This is a genomic window from Pelomonas nitida, assembly GCF_043555975.1.
Classification (GTDB): Bacteria; Pseudomonadota; Gammaproteobacteria; order Burkholderiales; family Burkholderiaceae_C; genus Pelomonas; species Pelomonas nitida.
Genome location: NZ_JBIGIA010000003.1, coordinates 1 through 23,119 on the forward strand (window position 1 = coordinate 1; position 23,119 = coordinate 23,119).

At 69.2% G+C, this 23,119-nt stretch carries 18 protein-coding genes; 8 read left to right on the forward strand and 10 right to left on the reverse strand.

Translation table 11 applies throughout. The features are described from left to right. Window positions 1–96: 96 nt before the first annotated feature. The 4 genes from ACG00X_RS04480 to ACG00X_RS04495 all read right to left on the reverse strand — a co-directional run bounded on the left by ACG00X_RS04480 (window position 97) and on the right by ACG00X_RS04495 (window position 8,026). Complete coding sequence (locus ACG00X_RS04480) at window positions 97–942, reverse strand: ISAs1 family transposase (protein WP_394486793.1); 846 nt, start codon at window positions 940–942, stop codon at window positions 97–99. Between the two features lie 113 nt (window positions 943–1,055). After that, complete coding sequence (locus ACG00X_RS04485; RefSeq protein WP_394486794.1) at window positions 1,056–1,871, reverse strand: hypothetical protein; 816 nt, start codon at window positions 1,869–1,871, stop codon at window positions 1,056–1,058. A 311-nt stretch (window positions 1,872–2,182) separates the two neighbouring features. Further along, the gene (locus ACG00X_RS04490; RefSeq protein WP_394486795.1) at window positions 2,183–5,329 is read right to left on the reverse strand and encodes a TonB-dependent receptor; all 3,147 of its coding nucleotides are present in this window, start codon (window positions 5,327–5,329) and stop codon (window positions 2,183–2,185) included. A 186-nt stretch (window positions 5,330–5,515) separates the two neighbouring features. After that, window positions 5,516–8,026 (reverse strand): glycoside hydrolase family 2 protein, encoded by a 2,511-nt coding sequence (locus ACG00X_RS04495; protein ID WP_394486796.1) that lies wholly within the window; start codon window positions 8,024–8,026, stop codon window positions 5,516–5,518. Window positions 8,027–8,322: 296 nt separating this feature from the next. On the opposite strand from ACG00X_RS04495, the gene ACG00X_RS04500 reads away from it, so the two are divergent. The 3 genes from ACG00X_RS04500 to ACG00X_RS04510 are packed head-to-tail and all read left to right on the forward strand — an operon-like array spanning window position 8,323 to window position 12,709. Beyond that, on the forward strand, window positions 8,323–10,482 hold the full coding sequence (locus ACG00X_RS04500; protein WP_394486797.1) for a GDSL-type esterase/lipase family protein: 2,160 nt from the start codon (window positions 8,323–8,325) through the stop codon (window positions 10,480–10,482). Further along, a complete protein-coding gene (locus tag ACG00X_RS04505) occupies window positions 10,479–11,699 on the forward strand; it encodes an AGE family epimerase/isomerase (protein ID WP_394486798.1) in 1,221 nt (406 codons plus the stop codon). Before ACG00X_RS04500 ends, ACG00X_RS04505 begins: the two co-directional genes overlap by 4 nt. Next, window positions 11,696–12,709: a glycoside hydrolase family 5 protein gene (locus ACG00X_RS04510; RefSeq protein ID WP_394486799.1), complete on the forward strand. Its 1,014-nt coding sequence runs from the start codon at window positions 11,696–11,698 to the stop codon at window positions 12,707–12,709. The genes ACG00X_RS04505 and ACG00X_RS04510 overlap by 4 nt, the downstream gene beginning before the upstream one ends. Here the strand turns inward: ACG00X_RS04510 and ACG00X_RS04515 are convergent. The 3 genes from ACG00X_RS04515 to ACG00X_RS04525 all read right to left on the reverse strand — a co-directional run bounded on the left by ACG00X_RS04515 (window position 12,694) and on the right by ACG00X_RS04525 (window position 16,097). Beyond that, the gene (locus ACG00X_RS04515; protein WP_394486800.1) at window positions 12,694–13,212 is read right to left on the reverse strand and encodes a GNAT family N-acetyltransferase; all 519 of its coding nucleotides are present in this window, start codon (window positions 13,210–13,212) and stop codon (window positions 12,694–12,696) included. The two genes, ACG00X_RS04510 and ACG00X_RS04515, sit on opposite strands and share 16 nt — an antisense overlap. A 6-nt stretch (window positions 13,213–13,218) precedes the next feature. Next, window positions 13,219–14,946 (reverse strand): DEAD/DEAH box helicase, encoded by a 1,728-nt coding sequence (locus tag ACG00X_RS04520; protein WP_394486802.1) that lies wholly within the window; start codon window positions 14,944–14,946, stop codon window positions 13,219–13,221. A 320-nt stretch (window positions 14,947–15,266) separates the two neighbouring features. Continuing rightward, on the reverse strand, window positions 15,267–16,097 hold the full coding sequence (locus tag ACG00X_RS04525) for a helix-turn-helix transcriptional regulator (RefSeq protein ID WP_394486803.1): 831 nt from the start codon (window positions 16,095–16,097) through the stop codon (window positions 15,267–15,269). Between the two features lie 104 nt (window positions 16,098–16,201). Between ACG00X_RS04525 and ACG00X_RS04530 the strand changes: the two genes are divergently transcribed. Continuing rightward, window positions 16,202–17,089 (forward strand): SDR family oxidoreductase, encoded by an 888-nt coding sequence (locus ACG00X_RS04530; protein ID WP_394486804.1) that lies wholly within the window; start codon window positions 16,202–16,204, stop codon window positions 17,087–17,089. Here the strand turns inward: ACG00X_RS04530 and ACG00X_RS04535 are convergent. Both ACG00X_RS04535 and orn read right to left on the reverse strand, forming a co-directional pair. Continuing rightward, on the reverse strand, window positions 17,074–18,846 hold the full coding sequence (locus tag ACG00X_RS04535) for a chorismate-binding protein (protein WP_394486805.1): 1,773 nt from the start codon (window positions 18,844–18,846) through the stop codon (window positions 17,074–17,076). The genes ACG00X_RS04530 and ACG00X_RS04535 overlap by 16 nt on opposite strands. 63 nt (window positions 18,847–18,909) lie before the next feature. After that, the gene (gene orn, locus ACG00X_RS04540; RefSeq protein ID WP_394486806.1) at window positions 18,910–19,467 is read right to left on the reverse strand and encodes an oligoribonuclease; all 558 of its coding nucleotides are present in this window, start codon (window positions 19,465–19,467) and stop codon (window positions 18,910–18,912) included. Window positions 19,468–19,518: 51 nt separating this feature from the next. Here orn and ACG00X_RS04545 point away from each other — a divergent pair, with 51 nt between their 5' ends. From ACG00X_RS04545 to ACG00X_RS04560, 4 genes are read left to right on the forward strand one after another with little or no spacing between them, the layout of a single operon-like run. Next, window positions 19,519–20,799: a M48 family metallopeptidase gene (locus ACG00X_RS04545; RefSeq protein ID WP_394486807.1), complete on the forward strand. Its 1,281-nt coding sequence runs from the start codon at window positions 19,519–19,521 to the stop codon at window positions 20,797–20,799. Further along, entirely contained in the window at window positions 20,796–21,131 is a 336-nt protein-coding gene (locus ACG00X_RS04550) for a 4a-hydroxytetrahydrobiopterin dehydratase (protein ID WP_394486808.1), read from the forward strand. The genes ACG00X_RS04545 and ACG00X_RS04550 overlap by 4 nt, the downstream gene beginning before the upstream one ends. Beyond that, window positions 21,124–22,116 carry a ribosome small subunit-dependent GTPase A gene (gene rsgA / locus ACG00X_RS04555; RefSeq protein WP_394487121.1) on the forward strand — a complete coding sequence of 331 codons (993 nt, stop codon included), beginning with the start codon at window positions 21,124–21,126 and terminating at the stop codon, window positions 22,114–22,116. Before ACG00X_RS04550 ends, rsgA begins: the two co-directional genes overlap by 8 nt. Next, complete coding sequence (locus ACG00X_RS04560) at window positions 22,113–22,847, forward strand: DUF3047 domain-containing protein (RefSeq protein ID WP_394486809.1); 735 nt, start codon at window positions 22,113–22,115, stop codon at window positions 22,845–22,847. Before rsgA ends, ACG00X_RS04560 begins: the two co-directional genes overlap by 4 nt. Here the strand turns inward: ACG00X_RS04560 and ACG00X_RS04565 are convergent. Then, window positions 22,804–23,073 (reverse strand): hypothetical protein, encoded by a 270-nt coding sequence (locus tag ACG00X_RS04565; RefSeq protein WP_394486810.1) that lies wholly within the window; start codon window positions 23,071–23,073, stop codon window positions 22,804–22,806. The two genes, ACG00X_RS04560 and ACG00X_RS04565, sit on opposite strands and share 44 nt — an antisense overlap. Between the last annotated feature and the right edge of the window lie 46 nt (window positions 23,074–23,119).

Here is a 23,119-nt window from a genome sequence, read left to right on the forward strand (position 1 = left end):
CCTGGCCGCACTTCGCATCAAGAAACCGACCATCGACACCCAACTGACCCTGCTGTAGTGGCAATTCCGAAGGGCCAGCCTATACGGATCAGGCACTTACGGCGGTTGGTGTCGAACTCGGGGGCGCGTGGATCGCACGCACACCACGCTGCGCACGCCGGGGCAGTCCTGCAGCACCTGCGCAATGGCGCCCAGATCGTGGCAGACCAGACAGTGCCGTGTCTCGATGCGGCCGTGCCCCTTGTCGACCACCTTGTGCTCATGCCAGGCGCGCCCATCGGCCTTGGCCGGGGCTTGATCCAGCAGGCCCTGCACCGCCTCGGCCAGCGTGGGCTGGTTGTTCTTGACGCCGATGATGTAGTCGGCCCCCTCATCGACGAGCTGCTGCACGATGCTCTTCTGGCAGTCCATGGCGTCCAGGGTCACCGTCGCGCCGCGCAGGTCCAGCCCGGCCAGCAGCTCTGGGATGGCGGTGATCTCGTTGCTCTTGGCCTGCGTCCTGATCTGCCCGAGCGTGACGCCCTTGCCGCAGTGCCAGGCCGTCACCAGGTGCAGCGCTCCATCGGCCGTGCGCGAGCCCCGCAGCGTCTTGCCGTCAAGGGCGATGTGCTGCTGCGCCAAGCTCGGGCAGAGCTGAGTCATCCAGTCGCGAAAGCAGGCCTCGAACCGCGCCGAGTCCAGCATGGCGAACACGCGGCTGAAGGTGTCGTGCGAGGCCACACCGTGCTCGAAGGGCAGAAAGCGCCGCAACCACGCCAGCTTGAACTCGCCCCACTCGCTCACATCGACCCAGTCCTCGGCCCCCGCAGACACAGCGCACAGCGCGGTGAGCAGCAACTCCTGCAAGGGGAACTGGAAGCGCCCGCTCTTCTTGCGTGGATCGCTCAGGTTCTCAAAGCGTTGCATCAACTCGTCGCCAGCAGCCATCGGCAGGGATTGCATCGTGTCTTGTCTTGTCGTTCTCGGGGGCCGCTTCGTACCACACAACGGCTTCGGTGGCTAATGCAATCGCCCTGAGGGAAAACGCAAATGCACGTCTGGTGGCAGAGCTGGCGCTACGGCCGAAGCTGCGAGCTCATCTCGCCCAGCGCCACGGCGGCCAGCGGCTGGGCCGGCCCCAGCTGTGCGCGAAGCTCGGCCAGATTCACCCGGTTGGCCATCCGGTGTTTGGCGCGGCGCAGTTCGTCCAGCGCCAGGCGCAACTCGGCATCGGTGGGTTTGAGCGGGCCCAAGCCCCGTGCGAGCGCGGGCAACACCTCGCGACGCATGAAGCGTCGGCCGGCGGCAATGTATTGCCACACGATGACAGCCAGGCTCGCCACGCCCAGGGCGACGAGCGCTGCGTCGGCATAGCCCGCCTTTTGCACGAGCGGCGGCAGTACCGACATGCCGTAGAAGAACAGCACGATACCGGCCAGCAGCCCCAGGCCCGACTGCAAGTCGAGGTGAATACGTTCGAAGCGCTCCTCCACCTTCGGGGAAAGCAAGAGGAACGGCACGCGGATGAGGTCTCGCCGCTGGGATGAAGACAGCGAGCGCAGGTCGGTGAGGATGCGGTGCTCCAACTCGAAGCGCTCGCGCAGCGTGGTCTCGATGCTGGGGAAAGTTGTGGCCACCAGCTGCTTGAGCGATGCCTTGGCCTTGGACACGCTGGCGTAGGTGCGTTCCTCGGCCCGCAGCGTCGTTCCGCAGTCCTGGCACACGCGCTCGAAGCCATGCAACTCGCCGTCGCCGAAGCTCAGGTAATACACGTGACTAGCCAGGCCTACGCGCACGAGTTGGAAAGCACGCGTGCCACGGCAGATGGGGCAGAAGTCGGCCACATGGCCCAGCCTCCTGCGAACGACCTTCTTCCCCCAGACGATGAACATCGCGTCCCTCCCCGATCTCGGCCTCGCGAACCGCTCGCGGGCTTTCTGCTCTATGCCATTGGGCGCGCGGATTCTGCAGCGGCCGCAGCCAGGGCCTGGGCCTCGCTAACGCCCTGGTGAATATGCACGACGCCATGGCGCGCCATAGCGGACTGGGGTGAACCAGCCCAGCCGGCGTCGGCCTGTCTCGCGATGGATACGGACTTCAACGATGGCCTGCTGTCCAACAGCGCTGCGCAATGCCAGGCGCCGTAAGGGTCAGGCAAAAAGAAGCCGGGGTGGCCTCACCCCGTTGCCGGCAACGGCGCCGCTCAGAAGCTGTACTGCGCGCTGACCTTGTAGGTACGGCCCGACGTGAAGTAGTTGTGGCCGATCATGCCGATGTGCTGCTGCATGATCTGCTTGTACGTCTTGTTCGTGAGGTTGGTCGCGTCCAGGCCCATCGTGAAGTTGTCCGTCCACTTGTAGTGCAGCCCCACATCCACTTGCCCGTAGGCGTCAGCCCATAACGGCAAGCCCAGCGGCAGGCTGATGTCGTGCCGGTTGTAGGTGGCACTCGCCGGGTTGGTGTCGAGCGCGTTGGTCTGGTTGGGGCCGGTGTTGTCGGAGTTCAGCGCCACGCCGTACAGGTACCGGCCACGCCAGTTGTAGGCGATGCGTGCAGAGATCGGCCCGCGGTCGAACAACAGCGCGATGTTGTAGGTGTTGCGCGAGAGGTTGTCCAAGGGCATGTCGCCAAAGGTGCGGCCATCGGTGTCGCAGCCGTTGATGTAGAGGTTCAGGTTGTCTTGCCCCGCCCCCGGGGTGCAATAGGCCGAATAGACCGCGTTGTAGCGCTTCACCTTGCTGTCGACATAGGTGTAGTTGGCTTGCACGCCCAAGCCCTGCAGCCAGGACGGCACCCAGTCGAAGTACTGCTGGAAGGCGACTTCCGCGCCTCGCGCATAACCCTTGGCGCCGTTGACCGGCCCGTTCATGACGAAGCTCACCGGCTTGCCGTCGCTGTCCGTGATGGTGCGCTTGAAGGTCTGGTTGAGGATGATGTCCTTCAGGTTCTTGTTGAAGACCGCCATCGTCAGCGAGCTGCTCTTGGCGAAGTACCACTCGGCCGTCAAATCTTCCTGCGTGGACCGGATGGGCTTGAGCTCCGGGTTGCCGTTGGCCGTGCCCGTGAGCTTGACGGCCTTGATGAGCGGCGGCTGCGTCGAGGTGGGGTCGGAGGGCTTCTCGATGTCGAGCGTGAGCTTCATCGGCAGGTAGGCCTGCATCTGGCCCAACTGCGGCCGCGACAGCGCGCGCGACACCGCAAAGCGGAACTGCAGGTCCGGCGCAGCCTTCAAGCGCAGGTTCAGGCTGGGCATGAAGTCGGTGAAGGTCTGGCTGAAGTTCTGCGCCTTGGTGTTGGCCGCAATCGTCGCCGCCGTGAAGTTGGGCATGGTGACGCCACTGGCCAGCACGGCGCCGGCAGGCGCGCTCTCCACACTCAGCGAGGTGTAGCCATGCGCCTCGTTCTTCGTGCGCACCACGCGCAGGCCCACGTTGCCGTCCAGCGGCAGGCCCTTCTCATCGAACGAGAAGCGCAACTGCCCGTAGCCTGCTGTCGTGTTCTCGGCCTGGGTGTTCGTGCCCTTGGGGTCGGTCCCGAAGGAGGCTGGCGCCCACCTGCCGCCACCCTGCACACTCTCGGCCTGCGACGCGCATCCACCCCACCCATTCGCTGCTGCGAACGCCGCACACTTGGCGAGATAGAGCTGATGCAGCTGGTTGTAGCTGTCGGGCCAGCCGAACGCCACAGACGCCGCCGGGAAGTACAGCGACGGCAGGTCGACCTTGCCGCCGCCCATGAAGTTGTTGAAGCTGTTCTTGTAGGTGGGGATGTTGGACTGGTTGATGTAGGCCAACTCACTGATGTTCCAGCCCAGCTGCCAGGCATGCGTGACGGTGGCCCAGTTGTAGCTGTCGCCATTGGCGTTCATGCTGTTGATCGTCTCGGCGTCTCGCTTGGCGAGCCGAACGCCGAAGCGGAAGTCTTCCAGGATGCCGCTGTCGCGGAAGGTCCAGCGGCCATCGGCCTTCCACGCCTTCTGCGTGCCGGTGCCCTTGTCCAGGTGGTCCATCATCATGGACCAGTAGTACTTGGACGGGTCGTTCAGGATGGCCTTGGCGGCGCTGTCGAACACCACGTGCGGCATGCTGCCGGTGTAGTCCACCTGTTCGCTGGGCAGCTGCACGCCGGTGCCGACGGTGGAGTCGAAGTTCTGCGTCCGGGAGCGGACGTATTGCAGGTCCGAACTCCATGACAGGTTGTCGTTGATCCGACCCTGGATCTTCCACGACAGGTCATCCGTCTTGGAGCTGCGCTGCGAGTAGCGGGTCTGGTTCTCCACCTCGATGCCGGTCACATCGCCATTGCTGTTCACGCCGGTCAGCGTGCCGGTGGTCATCACGCCGTTGCTGTCGTACTTGCCGTTGAGCACGCGGACGTTGTAGGGGTCGACCTGGTTGCTGACGTTGTTCTCGTTCCAGTCGAAGCGGTACTTGGAGCGGAAGAAGGTCAGCGAGGACTCGACGTCACCCTTGCGCCACTGCGCGGCGGCATAGAGCCCATCGCGCACGCGCTCGTAGAACTGCTGGCGCCAGGTGATGCCGCGCGAGATCCAGTTCGGGCTGGTGGCCGACTGCTTGTAGAAGGGGTCGAGCACGAGCCCGTCCGTGCGGTTGCCGCTCAACGAGTGCGCCACGTCGACCATCAGGCCGATGCGGCCGAGGTCGGTGTTCCAGGTGTTGGTCAGCAGGCCCGACACACTGGGCTTGTTCTTCGCCGCCAGGCTGTTGCGGCTGACATCGGCAGACAGCGACGCCTTGAAACCGTTGAAGTCGAACGGCAGCGCCGTGCGCAGGTTCACCAGGCCGCCGATGGCGCCCTCGATCTGCTCGGCCGAGGGGTTCTTGTAGACGTCGACGCCCGACATCAGCTCGGGCGGCACGTCCTCGAAACCCAGGTTGCGGCCCTGGTTGGCGCTGAAGGTCTCGCGGCCGTTGAGCTGCGCCGAGACATAGGTCAGGCCACGGATATTGACGCCCGATCCTTCGACCGAGAAGTGCACCGGGTCGTTGTTGGCCGACACGCGCGACATGGTCGCGCCCACGATGCGCTGCAACACCTCGGACACCGAGCGGTCCGGCAGTTTGCCGATCTCGTCGGCCATGACCGAGTCGACGATCTCGTCGGACTCCTGCTTGAGCTTCTGCGCGCTGGCCAACGCGGCGCGGCGGCCGGAGACGATGACGGTCTCGAGCTGCTGCGACCCAGGCTTGGCGGCCGATGCCGCGGCGGCGGGCGGCGCGGCCGCGGATTGCGCGTGCGCCGGCAGTGCCAGCAGCATCAAGCACTGGGCCGCCGCCAGGGACACGGCGTTGCGCCGGAAGGGTGTCGAAGGTGTTGTCGCTTGTCTCATCCTGTTTTCTCCTCGGGTGGGATACATCGGGCCCTGCGGGCCTCGTGCGTGTGCGCGGGTGGATGCGCGGTCAGGTGTGCGCGTTGTTGTTGGCAACGCTGCCCGGTCGGCGCGCCCCACATGGCGTGCGACTCGGCAGCGTTGTCTGGGTCGTGTGGGCTCTGGGTCTCGGCCTCCTTCCGTGCGTCAGTGCGCCAGCGCGATGGCGCGCAGCGGATGGTCCAGGGCCTGCCATTGCAGGGCGGCCGGCCTGGCGCCCTGCACACACACGTGCCGCGGCGCGCCAGGAACGAGGTCGATGAAGTTGTCGGCGAAGGCCAGGCCCTCGCCCTGCAGCCACAGCCCCTTGACGGGCCGGTCCACCGCCAGGCTCAGCGCGCCGCCCTGCCAGGCCAGCTGCAACTGCGCAGGCCCCAGGCGATTAAAGCGGAAGGGCTCCGTCCAGGCGCAATCCCGCGCGACGAGGCCGCCGGCCGCGTCCCCCGTATGCGATGCATCGACGGCGCAGAGTTCAACCACCACCGGCACCGCGAACGCCGGCAGGGGCAGCGTGGTCTCGCAGCAGGCCAGCGCCGGCACCCGCTGCGGTGTGGACAGCTCGTCGAGCAGTTGCCCATCCCAGCCGAACACGCGCAACTGCAGCGTCAGCTCGCGCGGCTTGGCCGTGCCGTTCATCACCGCCAGCCGGGCTTGCCCGGCCTCCAGGCGAACCGCCACCGCCACCGGCGCCAGCGCACGCCGCACAGCGTGCCAGGCCGGCTTGGTGGCCCCCGACGAGTCGATGAGCGACCAGCTCGTCACCGGCCAGCAATCGTTCAGCTGCCAGACCAGCGCACCGCTGACCGCACGCGCACCCGGGCGCTGCCAGCGCCGGCGGAAGTCCTGGTAGGCCACGCGCATGGCCTCGGCCTGCACGAACTGCGTGGCATAGACATGCTCGGCCAGGCTGCTGCCCACGCGCAGGTTGTCGGCCAGATACACCGCCAGCCGGCGATGCCCGTCCGGCCCGGCGGCCGAACCGGCCTTGTTGTGCCACTGCATCGTGCGGCTTTCCGGGAAGCGCTCGGCCGGCGGCAGCACTTGCTCCAGCAGCGACAGTGACGGGTGGGACTGCATGCCGAACTCGCTGACGAAGCGGGCCTGCACCGTGCCGTAGAGCTGGTAGGGCAGCATCTGCTGATGCCAGACCTCCCAGCTGTGGCGGTCGCCCACGGTCGCGTCCGACGACTTCGCCCCCTCCCCCGGCGTGAACGGGCTGCCCGGCCAGTAGGCGCGATCCGGGTCCAGCGCCGCGCAGACGGCGGGCAGCAGTTCCTCGTAGATCACGCGCGCCTCGAAACGGTCCGCAGGCACGCCGGGGCCGGCCAGCCCCTGGGACTCGGCAAGCATGTAGTCCTCGTTGTTGCCGCACCAGAGTCCCAGACAGGCGTGGTGTCGCAGCCGCCGCACCGCAGCCTCGGCCTCGGCGCGCACGCTGACCTGGAAGGCGTCGTTGGCCGGGTACAGGCCGCAGGCGAACATGAAGTCCTGCCAAACAAGCAGGCCCAGCTCGTCGCAGGCCTCGTAGAAGGCCTCGTGCTCGTAGATGCCGCCGCCCCAGACGCGCAGCATGTTCATGTGGGCCGCCGCCGCCTGAGCGACCCGTTCGCGGTAGCGCGCCGGCGTGATGCGCTCCAGCAGGTTGTCGTCGGGAATCCAGTTCGCCCCACCCGCAAAGACATCCTGGCCGTTGACGCGGAAGTGAAAGCTCAGGCCCGCCTCGCCGTCCACAGGCTCCTGCACCAGCTGCAGTTGCCGCAAGCCGATGCGCCGCCGGTCTTCGGCCAGGCTGAGCCCGTCCTCGCCCTGCAGCCGGGCGATCAGCGTGTAGAGGGGCTGGGCGCCCAGCCCGTTGGGCCACCAGAGCTGGGCGTCGGCCAGCACCAGCGTGGCGTGGCACTCGGCAGCGGCCGGCACGGTGTGCGAGGCCACCACGCGGCCTTGCGGATCTTGCAGCTCGAACACGCAGTTAGCACCCGCGCCGTCGAGCGTGGCGCTCACCCGCAGGGTGGCTTCGCGGCGGGCCACGTCGATGGCCGTGCGGCAGCACAGGTCGGCCACGCGTGCCGCACCGCTCTCGCGCCGCACCGCCCGCCACGGCCCGCAGGTGATCAGCTCCGGGCCCCAGTCCCAGCCGAAGTGGTACTGGGCCTTGCGGGCATGCAGCCGCGCACTGTCGCCATTCCATAACGCCCGCTTGCCGTGCACCGCCTCGACCCGGCGAGCCTGCGGCAATGCAGGCTCGAAGCACAGCAGCAACTCGTTGACACCGCGCATCAGCCGCGCACTCACGTCCACGCGCTGCGGCACGAACATGTTGTCGGAGTTCAGCAACGGCTCGCCGTTCAGCCACGCCGTGCAATAGGTGTCCAGGCCCTCGAACACCAGGTGCTCGCGCTCGGCCAGCGCATCGACGGCAAAACGCAAGCGCCACACCCAGCGGCGCTCGGCCACCCAGCGCACCGCCTGCTCGTTCAGACCCAGGAACGGGTCGGGAATGCGGCCCGCCGCGAGCAGGGCGCCATGGGCCGTGCCGGGCACCGTTGCGGGCAGCCAGTCGCCGTCGGGCAGCGCGGCCAAGTCGGCGGCCGCCAGCGCTTCGCCGGCCTCGGCGAGTTGCCAGCCTTCATGCAGATCGATCAGTCGTAGAGGTTTCACGGGCTCGCAGTCGTCAGTCGCGCAGCCGCCCACAGCGGAAGACGGGGCCAGAACGGCACCCCCGCCGGCCGCCGGGTCACTCAGCGGCCTGTCTCCTGCCTCGCCATGGGGCAAAGCTAAACATGGTTTTGTTGCGCATTTTGTTTTTCTCATGACGACCCGACACTCGGGGATAGTCCTGATTCTTCGCAACAGTGCCAGCCTTCCGACAGCTGATGATCGAATCCATAATTCCGAGTCGTTTAGTAAACACATGGAGCAAACGAGCCACGCCGCCGTTTGCCTGAATGACTGCGATGAATCTGCTGAAAGGACTGCCGTTGGCCCTGTCATTGCTGCTGCCCCTGGCGGGCCAGGCAACCACCGACGCGCGGCTGCAAACCGTCATGCAAAAAGTGCAGGCCGGCGAACCCGTCACGCTCGCCACCGTGGGCGGCTCCATCACGACCGGCTACGCGGCCCAGCCGCCGCGCGAACGTGGCTGGGCGGCCCAGCTGGCCAGCGCGCTGGGCCCCGGCGTGCGCCTCGTGAACGCTGGCGTCAGCGGCACGGACTCCGCCGCAGGCGTGCAGCGGCTGCAGAGCCAGGTGCTGGATGCCGCGCCGGACCTGGTCATCGTGGAGTTCGGCGTCAACGACCAGTGGCTGGACCCCGCCGTGCGCGGCAGCAGCTACGAAGCCATCCTGCGCAAGCTGCTCACGGCGCCCAAGCCGCCGGCCGTGGTCGTGCTCGGGCTCACGCAACAAGGCAACCAGCCGCGAGACGCCGTGGACCTGCAACTGCGCCTGGCCGCGCATTACGGCGTGACGGCGCTGGATTTCGGCCGCTGGATGCAGGCGCGCGTGGACGCCGGCCAGGAGCGCTGGGCCGACCTGCACGATGAACCGGTGCACCCCAATGCCCTGGGGCACCAACGCATCGCCAAGGCGCTCACGCAACTGCTGAGCGATGCCGCACGCGGCCCGGTCGCCGCGCCCGCGCCCTTGCCGGCCCCGTTGTTCGGCCGTGCCCACGAGTTCACCCAGCTGCTCATGGGCGACACGCTCGCGCCCTACGCGCAACACGGCTTCGCGCGCGGCGGCGAGGTGCACCCCGAATGGCCCGACCAGAAGCCCGGCTGGGTCACGCGGGCCGACGATGCCGAGGCGCACTTCCTCGTGCATGGCGCGGAGATCGCCGTCTTCCATGCCGAAAACGAACAGTTCCGCAACCTGGAAGCCCGCGTCGACGACGGCCCCTGGGTCACGCTGCGCGGGCAGGTGCCCGAGCGCCGCGGCTACCTCGGCTGGCACTACACCGTGGTGGGCCGCGACATCGAGCCCACCGCCCACCTGCTGCATGTGCGCGTCAAGCGCGACGAGTGGCAGGGCAGCGGCCGGCCCGCGAGCCTGCTGGCCGTCATGTCCGCCGGCGTGTACCCCGCCACGGAACGGCGCTCCGATTTCATCCCGCGCGCCCTGCCCGGCCCGCTCGTCGCGCCGGACGACGCCCACCTGCGCTGGAGCGGCCGCATCGGCACCAACACGCGCGGCAAGCTGCTCGCCTGGAGCGGCAGCGAGCTGCGCGCGCGCTTCACTGGGCGCCAGCTGGGCCTGAGCTTCGAGACGGCGCACTGGGGCACCAGCCACTTCACCGTCGAGATCGACGGCCGGCGCCATTGGCTGGCGGCGCCGGGTCAGTCGGCCACCGACTGGCAGCTGCGTGAACCGCTGACCGACGGCGAGCACACGCTGCGCCTGGTCAAGCGCACCGAGGCCTCGATGGCGGAGACCACCTTCCTCGGCCTGCGCCTGGCGCCTGGCGGCCGGCTGCTCGCGCCGCCGCCGGCCCGGCGCATGAAGCTGGCGTTCTATGGCGACTCCATCACCGCCGGCGCCTGCAACGGCGACCTGGGCACCGACCAGTACGACGATCTCTATTTCCACGACGGCACGCGGGCCTACGGCGCGCTGACCGCCGAGCGGCTGGGCGCCGACTACGTGGGCATCGCCGTCAGCGGCATCGGTATCACCGCCACCTGGGGCGACCTGCTGATGCCCCAGGTCTGGAACCGCGTGGCGCCGCGGCTCGACGCCCCGGTAGCGCCCGCCGATCCGCAGGAACCCGACGTGGTGCTGCTCAACCTGGGCCAGAACGACCACGGCTTTCCCGCCTCCAAGGGCCAGCACATCGCACCCGACTTCGCGCCGCGCTACCTGGCCTTCGTGCGCCAGCTGCGCGGCCGCTACCCGCACGCCAAGCTGGTGCTGCTGGCCGGCGGCATGACCGCCTGGAAGGACGAGCCCGCCATCCCGCGCGCGCTGGCGCAGGCCGTGGCCACGCTGCGCGGCGAGGGCGATGCCCGCGTCTGGACCTACACCTTCCAGGCCTTCGCCTACGCCCATCCGCGCATCGACGTGCATGCGCAGATGGCCGACGAGCTCACGCGCTTCCTGCAAACCGAGGTGCTGAAATGACCCCCATGCCTGACATGCGCCAGCCCGCCGCGCTGTGGGCCCACATGCGCCACACGCTGGCGTTCTATGCGCCGCGCGTCATCGACGCCACGGGCGGCTGCTTCCAGTTCTTCAAGGACGACGGCACCGTCTACGACCGCCGCACCCGCCATCTGGTCAGCAGCACACGCTTCGTGTTCAACCACGCGCTGGCCTGGCGCTGGTTCGGCGGCCCGGCCCAGCACGTGGCCCACGCGCTCGCGTTCGTCAACGGCGCCCATCGCCAGGCCCACGGCGGCTATGCCTGGGTGCTGGACTGGCACGACGGCCAGGCCACCGTCACCGATGGCACCCAGCACTGCTACGGCCTGGCCTTCGTGCTGCTGGCCCACGCCCACGCCGCCGAGGCCGGCATGCCCGGCGCACGCGAAGGCATCGCCGCGACCTTCGAGCTGATGGAGCAGCGCTTCTGGGAGCCCGCGCACGGCCTCTATGCCGACGACGCCAACCCCGACGGCCAGCTCAGCCCCTACCGCGGCCAGAACGCCAACATGCATGCCTGCGAGGCCATGCTCGCCGCGCACGCCGCCACCGGCGAAGCCCGCTACCTGAACCGTGCGCTGGCACTGGCCACCGCCATCGCGCAGCGCCAGGCGGCCCTGGCCGGCGGCCTGGTCTGGGAGCACTACCGCGCCGACTGGACGCCCGACTGGGACTACAACCGCCACGACAAGACCAACATCTTCCGGCCCTGGGGCTTCCAGACCGGCCACCTCACCGAGTGGGCCAAGCTGCTGCTGATGCTGGAGCGCCGCCTGGGCGCCGCCGCGCCGGCCTGGCTGGTGCCGACCGCGCGGCACTTCTTCGACACGGCGATGCAGCGCGGGTGGGACGCCGCGCACGGCGGCCTGGTCTACGGCTTCGCGCCCGACGGCGAGGTGTGCGACGCCGACAAGTATTTCTGGGTGCAGGCCGAGAGCCTGGCCGCCGCCGCCTGGCTGGCCGTGCGAACGGGCGATGAGGGCTACTGGACCTGGTACGACCGCCTGTGGGCCTACGCCTGGCGCCACTTCGTCGACCACCAGCACGGCGCCTGGTACCGCATCCTCGGGCCCGCCAACGAGAAGCTGACCGACGAGAAAAGCCCCGCCGGCAAGACCGATTACCACACCATGGGCGCCTGCCAGGACGTGCTGGCAGCGCTGGGCGTGCAGCCGCCCGCGGCGGGCACCGCATGAAGCGCGCGGCTGCCGTCGCCCTACTCGCTGCGGCGCTGCTGGCCGCCGGCAGCAGCTTCGCCGCCCCGCTCGCCTGGCGCGGCATCAGCCTGTCCAGCGCGGAATGGGGCGAGCAACAGCCCTTCCCCGGCGTTCACGGCAAGGACTACGTCTACCCCAGCGTCGCCAGCACCGCCTACTACCAGGCCCAGGGCATGAACCTGATGCGGGTGGCCTTCCGCTGGGAGCGGCTGCAGCCTGCGCTGATGGGCGAACTGCAGCCCGCCGAGCTGGCGCGGCTGCGCAAGTTCGTCGACGGCACCACGGCGCGCGGCCTGCATGTGCTGCTGGACCCGCACAACTACGCCGCCTACGGTGGCGTGTCCATCGGCCAGCCGGGTGTGCCCGTTGCCGCGTTCGCCGACTTCTGGCGGCGGCTGGCGCTGCAGTTCAAGGGCAACCCGCGCGTGCAGTTCGGCCTCGTCAACGAGCCCCGCCAGCTGCCCACCGAAACCTGGGCCGAAGCCGCGCAAGCCGCCGTCGACGCCATCCGCAAGACCGGCGCCAGCAACCTCATCACGCTGCCCGGCAACGGCTACACCGGCGCCTGGAGCTGGTTCGAGTCCACCTGGTACGGCACGCCCAATGCCGACGTGATGGGCCGCGTGCACGACCCGCTGGACCACATGGTGTTCGAGGTCCACCAGTACCTGGACAAGGACGGCTCCGGCACGCATGCCGAGTGCGTGAGCCCCACCATCGGCGTCGAGCGGCTGCAACGCTTCACCGCGTGGCTCAAGCAGAACCGGCGCCGCGCCATCCTGGGCGAAGTGGGCGGCGGCGCCAACGCCGTCTGCGAGCAGGCCGTGGCCGGCGCGCTGCAGCACCTGCAGGCCAACGCCGACGTCTGGACGGGCTGGCTGTGGTGGGCCGGCGGGCCGCGCTGGGGCGACTACTTCCTGTCGCTGGAGCCGGACGGCGGCAAGGACAAGCCGCAGCTGCGCTGGCTGCGCCCCTACCTCAAGGACTGAACCAGGAAGCGCGCATCCGCGCCAAAGCTGGCCAGCTTGGCCCGCAATGGCGCCGTCAGTGCGGCCGCCTCGGCAAAGCCCTGGCGCTGCCAGTACGGCTGCGAGCCCTGCACAGCCACCAAGCCCATCCGGCCCAGACCCAGTGCGCCGGCGCTTTCGCGCAACCGCGCCAGCAGCCGCGACGCCAGCCCCAGCGAACGCGCCTCCGGCGCGACGGCCATGTCGTGCAGATACAGCAGTGTCGGCAATACGGGCCGCTGGCAGCGCGGCGCATCCAGCGCCGGCAACGTCGCCTCGCAGACCGGCAGGCTGACGGCATAGGCCAGCGGCTGGCCGTCCTCGCCACGCGCCATCCAGCAGCAGCCCAGGCCGTCGGTCACGGCCAGCTTGGCAGCGAAGGCTTCGCGACGCTCCAAAAAGTCGACGCCGTAGCAGCGCTGTTGCAGCGCCAGTACGGCGTCGAGATCGACTGGAGTCATCGCGTGCAGATGCACGCGACTCATCGCTGATTAGCGGCCGAAGCCACCCTTGCGCGGGCCACCCGGGCCGCGGCGCTCGCCACCGAAGGACGGGCGGTCACCACCGCCACCACCAAAGCTGGGCTTGCCGCCGAACGCCGGCTTGCCACCACCGTGGAAGGGGCGGTCGCCACGCGGCTGGAAGCCACGGTCTTCACGCGGTTGGAATTCGCGTTGCTGGAAGCCGCGATCCTCGCGCGGCTGGAAGCCGTCGCGGTTCTGGAAGCCGCGGTCTTCACGCGGCTGGAAACCGCGGTTGTCACCACGAGGCTGGAAGCCCTGACCTTCGCCACGCGGCTGGAAACCACGGTCTTCGCGTTGCTGGAAACCGCGGTCGTCACGACCTTGGAACCCGCGGTCATCGCCACGCGGCGCGAAGCCGCGGTCGCCACCGTGGCCGAAGGGCTTGCCGCCGCCATGCTGCGGGCGGCCACCGCCATAGCCACCTTCATCACGGCGGAAGCTCTTGTTGCCAAAAGACGGGCGGCCACCGAAGCGGTCGTTGCGATCGAAACCCTGGCCGGCCGGGCGCGGCGGGAAGATGCGCGGCTCTTGCGTCTTGGGCTCCAGGCCTGCAATCTGCGAGACGGGGATGGTCTGCGTCGTGAACTGCTGGATGCGACGGATCATGGACACGTCGTCACGCAGGCCCAGCGTGATGGCCAGGCCCGAGCGACCGGCGCGGCCGGTGCGGCCGATGCGGTGCACATAGTCCTCGGCCTTCATCGGCAGGCCGTAGTTGATGACGTGGCTGATCGTCGGCACGTCGATGCCGCGCGCGGCCACGTCGGTGGCCACCAGCACCTTCAGGTCGCCACGGCGCAGGCCCATCAGCACGCGGTTGCGCTTGCCCTGGGGCATCGCGCCGTGCAGCGGCGCCACGGCGTGGCCGATCTCGGCCAGACGCTCGGCCAGCCAGTCGGCGTCGCGCTGCGTGCTGGTGAACACGACCGCCTGGTCCAGCTCCGGCGTGGCCAGGATGGCTTCCAGCAACTGGTCCTTGTGGTGCGGGTTGTCGGCCCAATGCAGGCGCTGCTCGATGTTCTCGTGCGTGTCGGTGTGCGAGGCCACTTCGACGCGAGCCGGGTCGCGAAGCAGTTGCTGAGCCAGGCGGCCAACGTGGCCCGCGAACGTGGCGCTGAACATCACGGTCTGCTTGGTCTCGGGCGTGTGGCTGGTCACGACGTTGATGTCGTCGATGAAGCCCATGTCCAGCATGCGGTCGGCTTCGTCCAGCACCAGCATTTCGACATTGCTCAGCACGCACTTGCCGCTGGCCAGGTGGTCCAGCAGGCGGCCGGGCGTGGCGATCAGGATGTCCAGCGGGCCGGTCAGCTGGCGGATCTGCAGCGGATAGGGCATGCCGCCCAGCACCGTCGCGACCTTCAGACCGGGGATGTGGCGGCCGTAGGCCTGCGCGGCCTTGGCCACCTGCATGGCCAGTTCACGCGTGGGGGCCAGCACCAGCACGCGCGGGCCGTAGATCACGCCCTTTTCGCGGCGCTTGGTGTTGTCGCCACGGGCGGCCAGCACCTTTTCCAGCGCGGGCAGGATGAAGGCAGCGGTCTTGCCCGAGCCGGTGCGCGAAGAGACCATCAGGTCCTTGTTCGCGAGGGCCAGCGGAATGGCCTGCGCCTGCACATCGGTCGCGTTCTCGTAGCCAGCGTCCTTGACGGCTTGCAGCACGGCGGGGCTCAGGCCCAGGGTCTCGAAACTCATCGTTCGTTCTTTCATTCAGAGTCACGCCGCGCAAAGGCAAATGCGCAGCGCCGAGAGGCATCGAACGCTCTCGGAATCATCAAAAGTCGCTGGGAGATAGATCAGCTCGCGTCGTGCGGCTCGGGCAGCTACTTCAGCCCGGGTGCGGCGCGGGGGAACAATCAGTCAAAGCGACGGCTTCATCGCCGCCGACCGATCCGTGTTCGGAGTCCGATTCGAATGATCGAACGAGGTCAGAGGAGACGTGGAATTCACCGAGCCTGGCTCGGCGAAGTCGCGACTGTAGCATGACTCAGGGTTTTCACCAAATGCGCGGGCCATCAAGCCGCGAGCCCGGTCAGCTCGCGCACCCGCGCGGCATCGGCCGGCGTGGCCGGGTGGTAGACGATGAGCGACAGGTCGGGCCGCCCCTCGACGGCCAGCCCGGTGTATTCCAGCTCGATACGGCCGACCACGGGGTGGTCGATCTGCTTGGCCATGTCGCCATAGTCACCGCGGACGTCCTGTTCGGCCCACATCGCGGCGAACTCGGAGTTGGTCGCGCCCAGCTCGCCGACCAGCGCCTGCACCGCCGCGGTCGCGCCGGCGCGGGCCGCATCGGCCCGGAAGGCGGCGACGACGTAGCGCGCATCGCGTTCCCAGTTGGGCATGCGGCTGCGTGCTGCCGGATTGCCGAACAGGTGCCGCAGGATGTTGCGCTGCCCCGGCGGCAGTGCCGCGTAGTCGTGCAGCACGGCGGCGCAGGCACGGTTCCAGGCGACGACATCCCAGGTCGGCGTGCGGATCAGCGCCGGGCAATGCGCCAGCGCATCCAGCACGCGTTGCAGCCGCGGCGTGACGTCGGCGGCCACCTGAAAGCGCACTTCGGGCGGGCGGTTCTGGGCCAGCAGGAACAGGTGCTCGCGCTCGACCGCGCTCAACTGCAGCGCACCGGCCAGGCGCTCCAGCACCTCGGTGGACGGCGCACCACCCCGCCCCTGCTCCAGCCAGGTGTACCAGGTGGCGCTGACGTGTGCGCGCTGAGCCACCTCCTCGCGGCGCAGGCCCGGCGTGCGGCGGCGCGCCAGCGGCAAGCCGAAGGCAGCGGGGTCCAGCCGGGCGCGGCGCTCCTTCAGGTAGCGGCCCAGTGGGTTGTCGTCGAGAGCGGGCATCGTGATCCTGGTAGTGCCGATACCGGTATGCCGTCACGGCTTCACGCCGCGCCGGCTGACCGCGACAGTGGGGCGATCTCCACTGTTCTGCAAGGACGCTTTCCATGCATGTGTTCGTGACGGGCGCGACCGGTTTCATCGGCTCGGCCATTGTGCAAGAACTGCTCGCCCACGGTCACCGCGTGACCGGCCTCGCGCGCTCGGTCGCGGCGGTCGAAGCGCTGGCCGCCGCCGGTGCCGCCGCGCACCGCGGCTCCATCGACGACCTCGACAGCCTGCGCCGCGGCGCGGCAGCGGCTGACGCCGTCATCCACACCGCCTTCAACCATGACTTCACGCGCTTTGCCGCCAGTTGCGCGGCCGACCGTCACATCGTCACCGCACTGGGCGACGCACTGGCGGGCAGTGCTCGCAGGCTGGTGGTGACGTCGGGCACGGCACTCGTGGCCGGCGGCCCGCTGGCGACCGAGGCCGACGCCCCGCACGACGCGCATCCCCGCGTCGCCTCCGAGCAGGCGGTGGCGGCGCTTATCGAGCGCGGCGTGCAGGCCTGCGTCGTGCGGCTGCCGCCTTCCGTGCACGGTGTCGGCGACCATGGTTTCGTGCCGCTGCTGATCGAGCTGGCGCGTCAGAAAGGCCTGGCGGCCTGCATCGGCGACGGCCGCAACCGCTGGCCGGCCGTGCACCGGCTGGACGCAGCCGCGCTGTTCCGTCGCGTGGCCGAAGCCGGCCGTGCAGGCGCCTGCTATCACGGCGCGGCGGAGACGGGCGTGCCGTTCGCCGAGATCGCCGCCGTCATCGGCCGGCGCCTGGGGCTGCTGGTGCAGGGGCTGAGCGGCGAGGCCGCTGCGGCGCATTTCGGCTGGTTCCAGCACTTCGCGGCGCTGGACAACCCCTGCAGCAGCGAATTGACTCAGCAAGAGCTGGGCTGGCGGCCGCAACACGCCGGCTTGCTGGCCGACATCGACCAACCGGCCTATTTCGCGCGCTGAACGGCCGGCAGCCAGCCGCGCAGGCTGTTGAAGAAGGCCAGCCCCTCAGCGCGACCCAGGTCCTCGCGCAGCAGCCGCGCTTCGCGGATGCGCCCCTGGGCCAGCAGCTCGGCCCGCAGCACGCCGGGCAGCAGGCCGCTGGCAAGCGGCGGCGTCAGCCATTGGCCGTCGATCAGCAGGGCGAGGTTGCCGAAGCTGCATTCGGTCAGCTCGCCAGCCTCGTTCCACAGCATCACGTCGAAAGCCTCGGCGGGCTTGTCGACGGCATAGAGCTCGCGCCGCGTGGTCTTGTGGGCCAGGAACTCCGCGCCGGGCCCGCGCGTGGGCAGCGGGCGCTCGGCCAGCGCCAGCAGCACGGGGCCGGGCATGGGCACATAAGGGGCCAGCGTGTGGGTCAAGAGGCCCTGCGCGTCGCTGGTCAGGCGCAGCCGCCAGCTGCCGGCGGGCTGCGCGGCGCCGAGGGCTTGCAGATACGCCCGCGCGTCGGCCAGCGAGAAGCGCAGACCGAAATGGCGCGCCGTGCGCTGCATGCGCGCGAGGTGGGCCTCGCCGCGCACCGCCACGCCGTCCTGCAGCCGCAGCGTCTCCAGCGCAGCGATCGGCGCCTCGGCGCGCGCCAGGAAGCGCGACTTGGCCCGCCATTCGGCGATCTCCGCAGCGGGCTCGCTGTCCAGCGTGATGGCGCTGCCGATGCCGCAGGTCAGCGTGTCGCGCTGGAACTCGACGGTGCGGATGGGCACGTTGAACGTCGCCACACCGCCCGGCTGGATCAGCCCCAGCGCGCCGCAATACCAGCCGCGTGCCGAAGGCTCCAGCTCACGGATGATCTGCATCGCACGCACCTTGGGCGCCCCGGTGACCGAACCGCAGGGGAACAGCGCGGCGAACGCCTGCGCGAGCGTCAACCCGGCGCGGCTGACGGCGGTGACGGTGGACGTCATCTGCCAGACGGTCGGCAGCGCATGCAGCTCGAACAGCCGGGGCACCCGAACCGACCCCAGCTGCGCGACGCGGCTCAAGTCGTTGCGCAGCAGGTCCACGATCATCAGGTTCTCGGCACGTTCCTTCTCGCTGGTGCGCAGGTGCTGCTGCGCTGCCTCGTCGTCGACGCGGTCGCGGCCGCGCGGCGCCGTGCCCTTCATCGGCTGCGCGGCCAGCAGCCAGCTGGCCTTGGCGCCGGGGACGGGGCGCCAGTCGAAGAACAGCTCCGGCGACACGCTGGCCACGCCCGCGCCACGCAGGAACAGGCTGAAACCGCCGGGCTGGCTGGCATGCAGGGCCAGGAAGAGCTGTTCGGCGTCCAGCTCGCCCGGCGCTGCGCGCAGTCGCGTCGTCAGGTTGACCTGGTAGCAGTCGCCGCCACGGATGTAGTCGCGGATGCGTTCGATGGCAGCGGTAGCGTCGGGTTCGCCGTCCTGCCAGCCGAGAAAGCCGGTCCAGGCGCCCTCGCCTTCGAGCTCGGGGTCGGGCCAGTCCTGCGGCGCCGTGTCGTAGACCGCGAACTCGGCCAGCGGCGCGGTGGCCGAGTGCGTGGCCAGCACGACGTCGAAGGCGGCAGCGGCCTCGTATCGCAGGCCGCCCAGCACCCAGGCGCCAGCGCGCGCCGCCGCCTCGGCTTCGCCGACGACGGCGCCGACCTCCTCCAGCCGCGTCGCCCGCAGCCAGCGCGCGGGCGGCTCGGTCCAGCAGCCTCGCAGGCGCTCGCCATCCTCGCGAGCCAGCGGGTGGCGGGGGAAGTCGAAGGCAGCGTGCAGCATGTCAGGCCCTGGCTCGCCGCCGACCGGCAACCGCCGCTGCGCCGCCGCGCTCGGCCGGCGACATCAAAGCGCCAGGAAGGTCGTGCGGTAGTGGGCCAGTTCCTCGATGGACTCGTGGATGTCGGCCAGCGCCGTGTGCGCCTGGGCCTTCTTGAAGCCCTCCAGCGCGGCGGGCTTCCAGCGCTTGGCCAGCTCCTTGAGCGTCGACACATCGAGGTTGCGGTAGTGGAAGAAGCTCTCCAGCTCTGGCATGTAGTTGGCCAGGAAGCGACGGTCCTGGCAGATGCTGTTGCCGCACATGGGGCTCTTGCCCTTGGGCACGTATTGCTTCAGGAAGGCGATGGTCTGGGCGGCCGCGTCGGCTTCCGAGACGGTCGAGGCCTTCACGCGGTCGATGAGGCCGCTCTTGCCGTGCGTGCCCTTGTTCCAGGCGTCCATCGCGTCGAGCGTGGCGTCGCTCTGGTGCACGGCGAACACCGGGCCCTCGACGCGCTTGTCGAGGTGGGCATCGGTGACGACGACCGCGATTTCGATGATGCGGTCCTTGTCTGGATACAGGCCCGTCATTTCGAGGTCGATCCAGATCAGGTTGTTTTCGCTGAGGGCAAGGGTATCGGACATGGGGGGGCTCACTCTGAATAGACGCGAATTCTCGCAGCCTAAAATTTGCCCATGTCGCCTCTGCTCCTGTCCGCCGCATTCGCCTTCGCGCTGGCGGCCTCCACGCTCATCAAGGTCTGGCTGTCGTCACGCCAGGTCCGCCACGTCGCCGCGCATCGCCATCAGGTGCCCGCTGCGTTCGCCGGCAGCGTGTCGCTGGCCGCGCACCAGAAGGCGGCTGACTACACCATCGCACGGGCCCGCTTCGGGCTGCTGTCCCTTGCCTTCAACGCCGCCATCCTGCTGGGTTGGACGCTGCTGGGCGGGCTCGACGCCCTCAACGGCTGGGTGCTGGGTGCCAGCCAGGCGCTGCAGGGCTTTGGCCCGGGCTGGCAGGCGATGGGCTATCAGCTTGGCCTGGTGGCCGCCTTCGTGTTGATCGGCGGGCTGCTGGACCTGCCCTGGGAGCTGTGGGCCACGTTCCGCATCGAGCAGGCCTTCGGCTTCAACCGCATGACGCTGCGGCTTTACATGACCGATCTGGTCAAGGGCCTGGCCGTGGGCCTCGCGCTGGGCCTGCCCATCCTGGCCGTCATCCTGTGGCTGATGGGTGCTGCCGGCCCGCGCTGGTGGTTCTGGGCCTGGGCGGTGTGGATGGGATTCCAGTTGCTCGTGATGGTGCTCTACCCCAGCCTCATCGCGCCGCTGTTCAACAAGTTCGAACCGCTCGCGGATGCCGCCCTGAAGCAGCGCGTGGAGCGGCTGATGGCGCGCTCCGGCTTTGCAGCCAAGGGACTGTTCGTCATGGACGGCAGCAAGCGCACGGCCCACGGCAACGCCTATTTCAGCGGCTTCGGGCCGGCCAAGCGCGTCGTCTTCCTGGACACGCTGCTGGCCAAGCTCAACGGCGGCGAGGTGGAAGCAGTGCTCGCCCACGAGCTGGGCCACTTCAAGCACCGGCACATCGCCAAGCGCATCGCACTGGCGTTCGCCATGAGCCTGGCGGGGTTCGCGCTGCTGGGCTGGCTGGCGCAGCAGCCGGCCTTCTACCTGGGCCTGGGCGTGCAGCCGTCGCTGGGCGCCCCCAACGATGCGCTGGCGCTGCTGCTGTTCATGCTTGCCGGGCCGGCCTTCGGCTTCTTCGTCACACCGCTGGCCAGCCATTTTTCGCGGCGCGACGAGTTCCAGGCCGATGCCTACGCCTGCGCCCAGGCCAGCGGCACCGACCTGTCCTCCGCGCTGCTCAAGCTGCACGAGGACAACGCCGGCACGCTGACGCCCGACCCCGTCTACGCACGCTTCTATTACTCGCACCCCCCCGCAGCCGAACGGCTCGCGGCGCTCGCCTCATGAATGAACTGCTCCTCGCCCAGTGCGACCCCAAGGCCCCGCTGATGGACGCCGACACGCGCGCCCGCGTGCTGGTCACCCTGCCCGGCTGGCTGCCCGACGCGGACGCCAAGCTCATCGGTCGTCGCTTCGGCTTCGAGAACTTCTACCAAACCATGGCCTTCGTCGACGCGGTTGCCGAGATCGCGCACGCGCAAGACCATCACCCCGAAATGCTGGTGAGCTACAACGCCTGCACCATCAGCTGGACGACCCATTCGCGCGGCGGCCTCACGCTGAACGACGCGATCTGTGCCGCGCAGGTGAGCGCGCTGCCCGAAGCGACCGCTGCATGAGCGCCCCGCACCGGGACGCTCCCCAGCCGGCCCGCAACCCTGCGGGGCACCGGCTGACGCTTGCTTCGGCCGAGGGGCTGCGGTGAGCAAGTTCCAGGGTCTGGACCTGGGGCTGGTCGTGCGCGGCCACGGCCGGCACTACATCGTCGAGGGCGCCGAGGGCCAGCGCCTCGTCTGCCACCCGCGTGGCAAGAAGAGCGACGCCGTCGTCGGCGACCAGGTGCGCTTCGCCGAGTCCGGCGACGAGGGCGTCATCGAAGCCGTGGAGCCGCGCCGCAACCTGCTGTTCCGGCAGGACGAGTGGAAGACCAAGAGCTTCGCCGCCAACCTGGACCAGCTGCTGGTGCTCGTGGCCGTCGAGCCGGTGTTCAGCGAGTCGCAGCTGGCCCGCGCCCTCATCGCCGCCGAGTCGGCCGGCATCCGCGCGGCCATCGCGCTGAACAAGACCGACCTGCCCGGCACCGACGCGGCGCGCGAGCGGCTGGCGCCTTACCGCGCCATGGGGCTGACGATGTTCGACGTCGCGCTAAAGGCCGACCGCGAGGGTTCGCGGGCCACGCTCGAGCCCTGGCTGGCCGGCCAGCGCACCTTCGTGCTGGGCCCCAGCGGCACCGGCAAGAGCACGGCCATCAACCTGCTCGTGAAAGACGCCCAGGCCCAGGTCGGTGAAATCTCGCAGGCGCTGAACTCGGGCCGCCACACGACCACGACGACGCAGTGGTACTGGACCGACGACACGCGCACCACGGCACTCATCGATTCGCCCGGCTTCCAGGAGTTCGGCCTGCGCCAGATCGACGCCGCGCAGCTGTGGCGCTTCATGCCCGACCTGCGCGAACACGCCGACTGCCGCTTCCATAACTGTTCACATATTCACGAACCGGGCTGCGGCGTGCGCGCGGCGGTCGAGGCGGGCTTGATCAGCGCCAGCCGATACCGCATATATGGCGAGATTCTTGAAGAACTCCTGCGCAAAACCTGGTGAAAACCGCCCTGCTCATCCTGTGCACCGCCGCGCTGCTGGCGGCCTGCGCCACCCCCGTCGCGCCACCTCCGCCATCCGCCGAGGGGTGGCAAGCTCTGGCCCTGCCCGGCAAGAAAGCCACCGCCTACCGCTGGACGGAGAAGGACGGCCGGCGCGCACTGGAAGCCACGGCCGAGCGCTCGGCCAGCATCTGGCGCAAACGGCTGCAGCCGCAGCTGGACAAGGTCGGCGAGGTCAGCTTCTCGTGGTGGGCCCAAACCCTCATCCCCAACGCCAACGTGGCGGACATCGACCATGAGGACGCCGTCGCGCGGGTCATTTTCGGCTTCGCGGGCGACGTCGATCGACTGCCGCTGAAGACGCGCATGAAGTTCGAGCTCGCCCAGGCGCTCACCGGTGAACAGCCACCCTATGCGACGCTGATGTACGTGTGGGACAGCCAGCTGCCGGTCGGCACGGTGGTCATCAACCCGCGCAGCGACCGCATTCGCAAGATCGTCGTCGATTCCGGGCCGGCCCAGTTACACCGCTGGCGCGACCACCGCCGCAACCTGGCGGCCGACTTCCGGCTCGCCTTCGGCGAGGAGCCGGGGCCGCTGACGTCGATGGCCGTCATGACCGACAGCGACAACAACCGCGCGTCGGCCCGCACCTGGTATGGCGCGGTCGAACTCGTCCCGCCCGCGCTCAGCGGGGGGGCGGCTGCAGGGGCAAGGGCGCCGGGTCCTTGACCTCGCGCGCCTCGATGTCGACGACATCGCCTGGCGGCACCGGTGCGCGGCGCGGCGCCCAGGGATTGCGGTTCATGCGAAACGCCGCGCTGGGCTTGCGACCGGTCAACAACCCCACCAGCAGGATGGCCACGAAGGCGAGCAACGCGAACAGGAAGAAGCCGATACCGATGATCGCCCCGACGGCGAGCACGACCCAGCGGAAGAGCAGACGGAACAAAGACATGACGCGATTGTGACGGTGCTGCATGCACCTGCGGCCCGCAGCATGC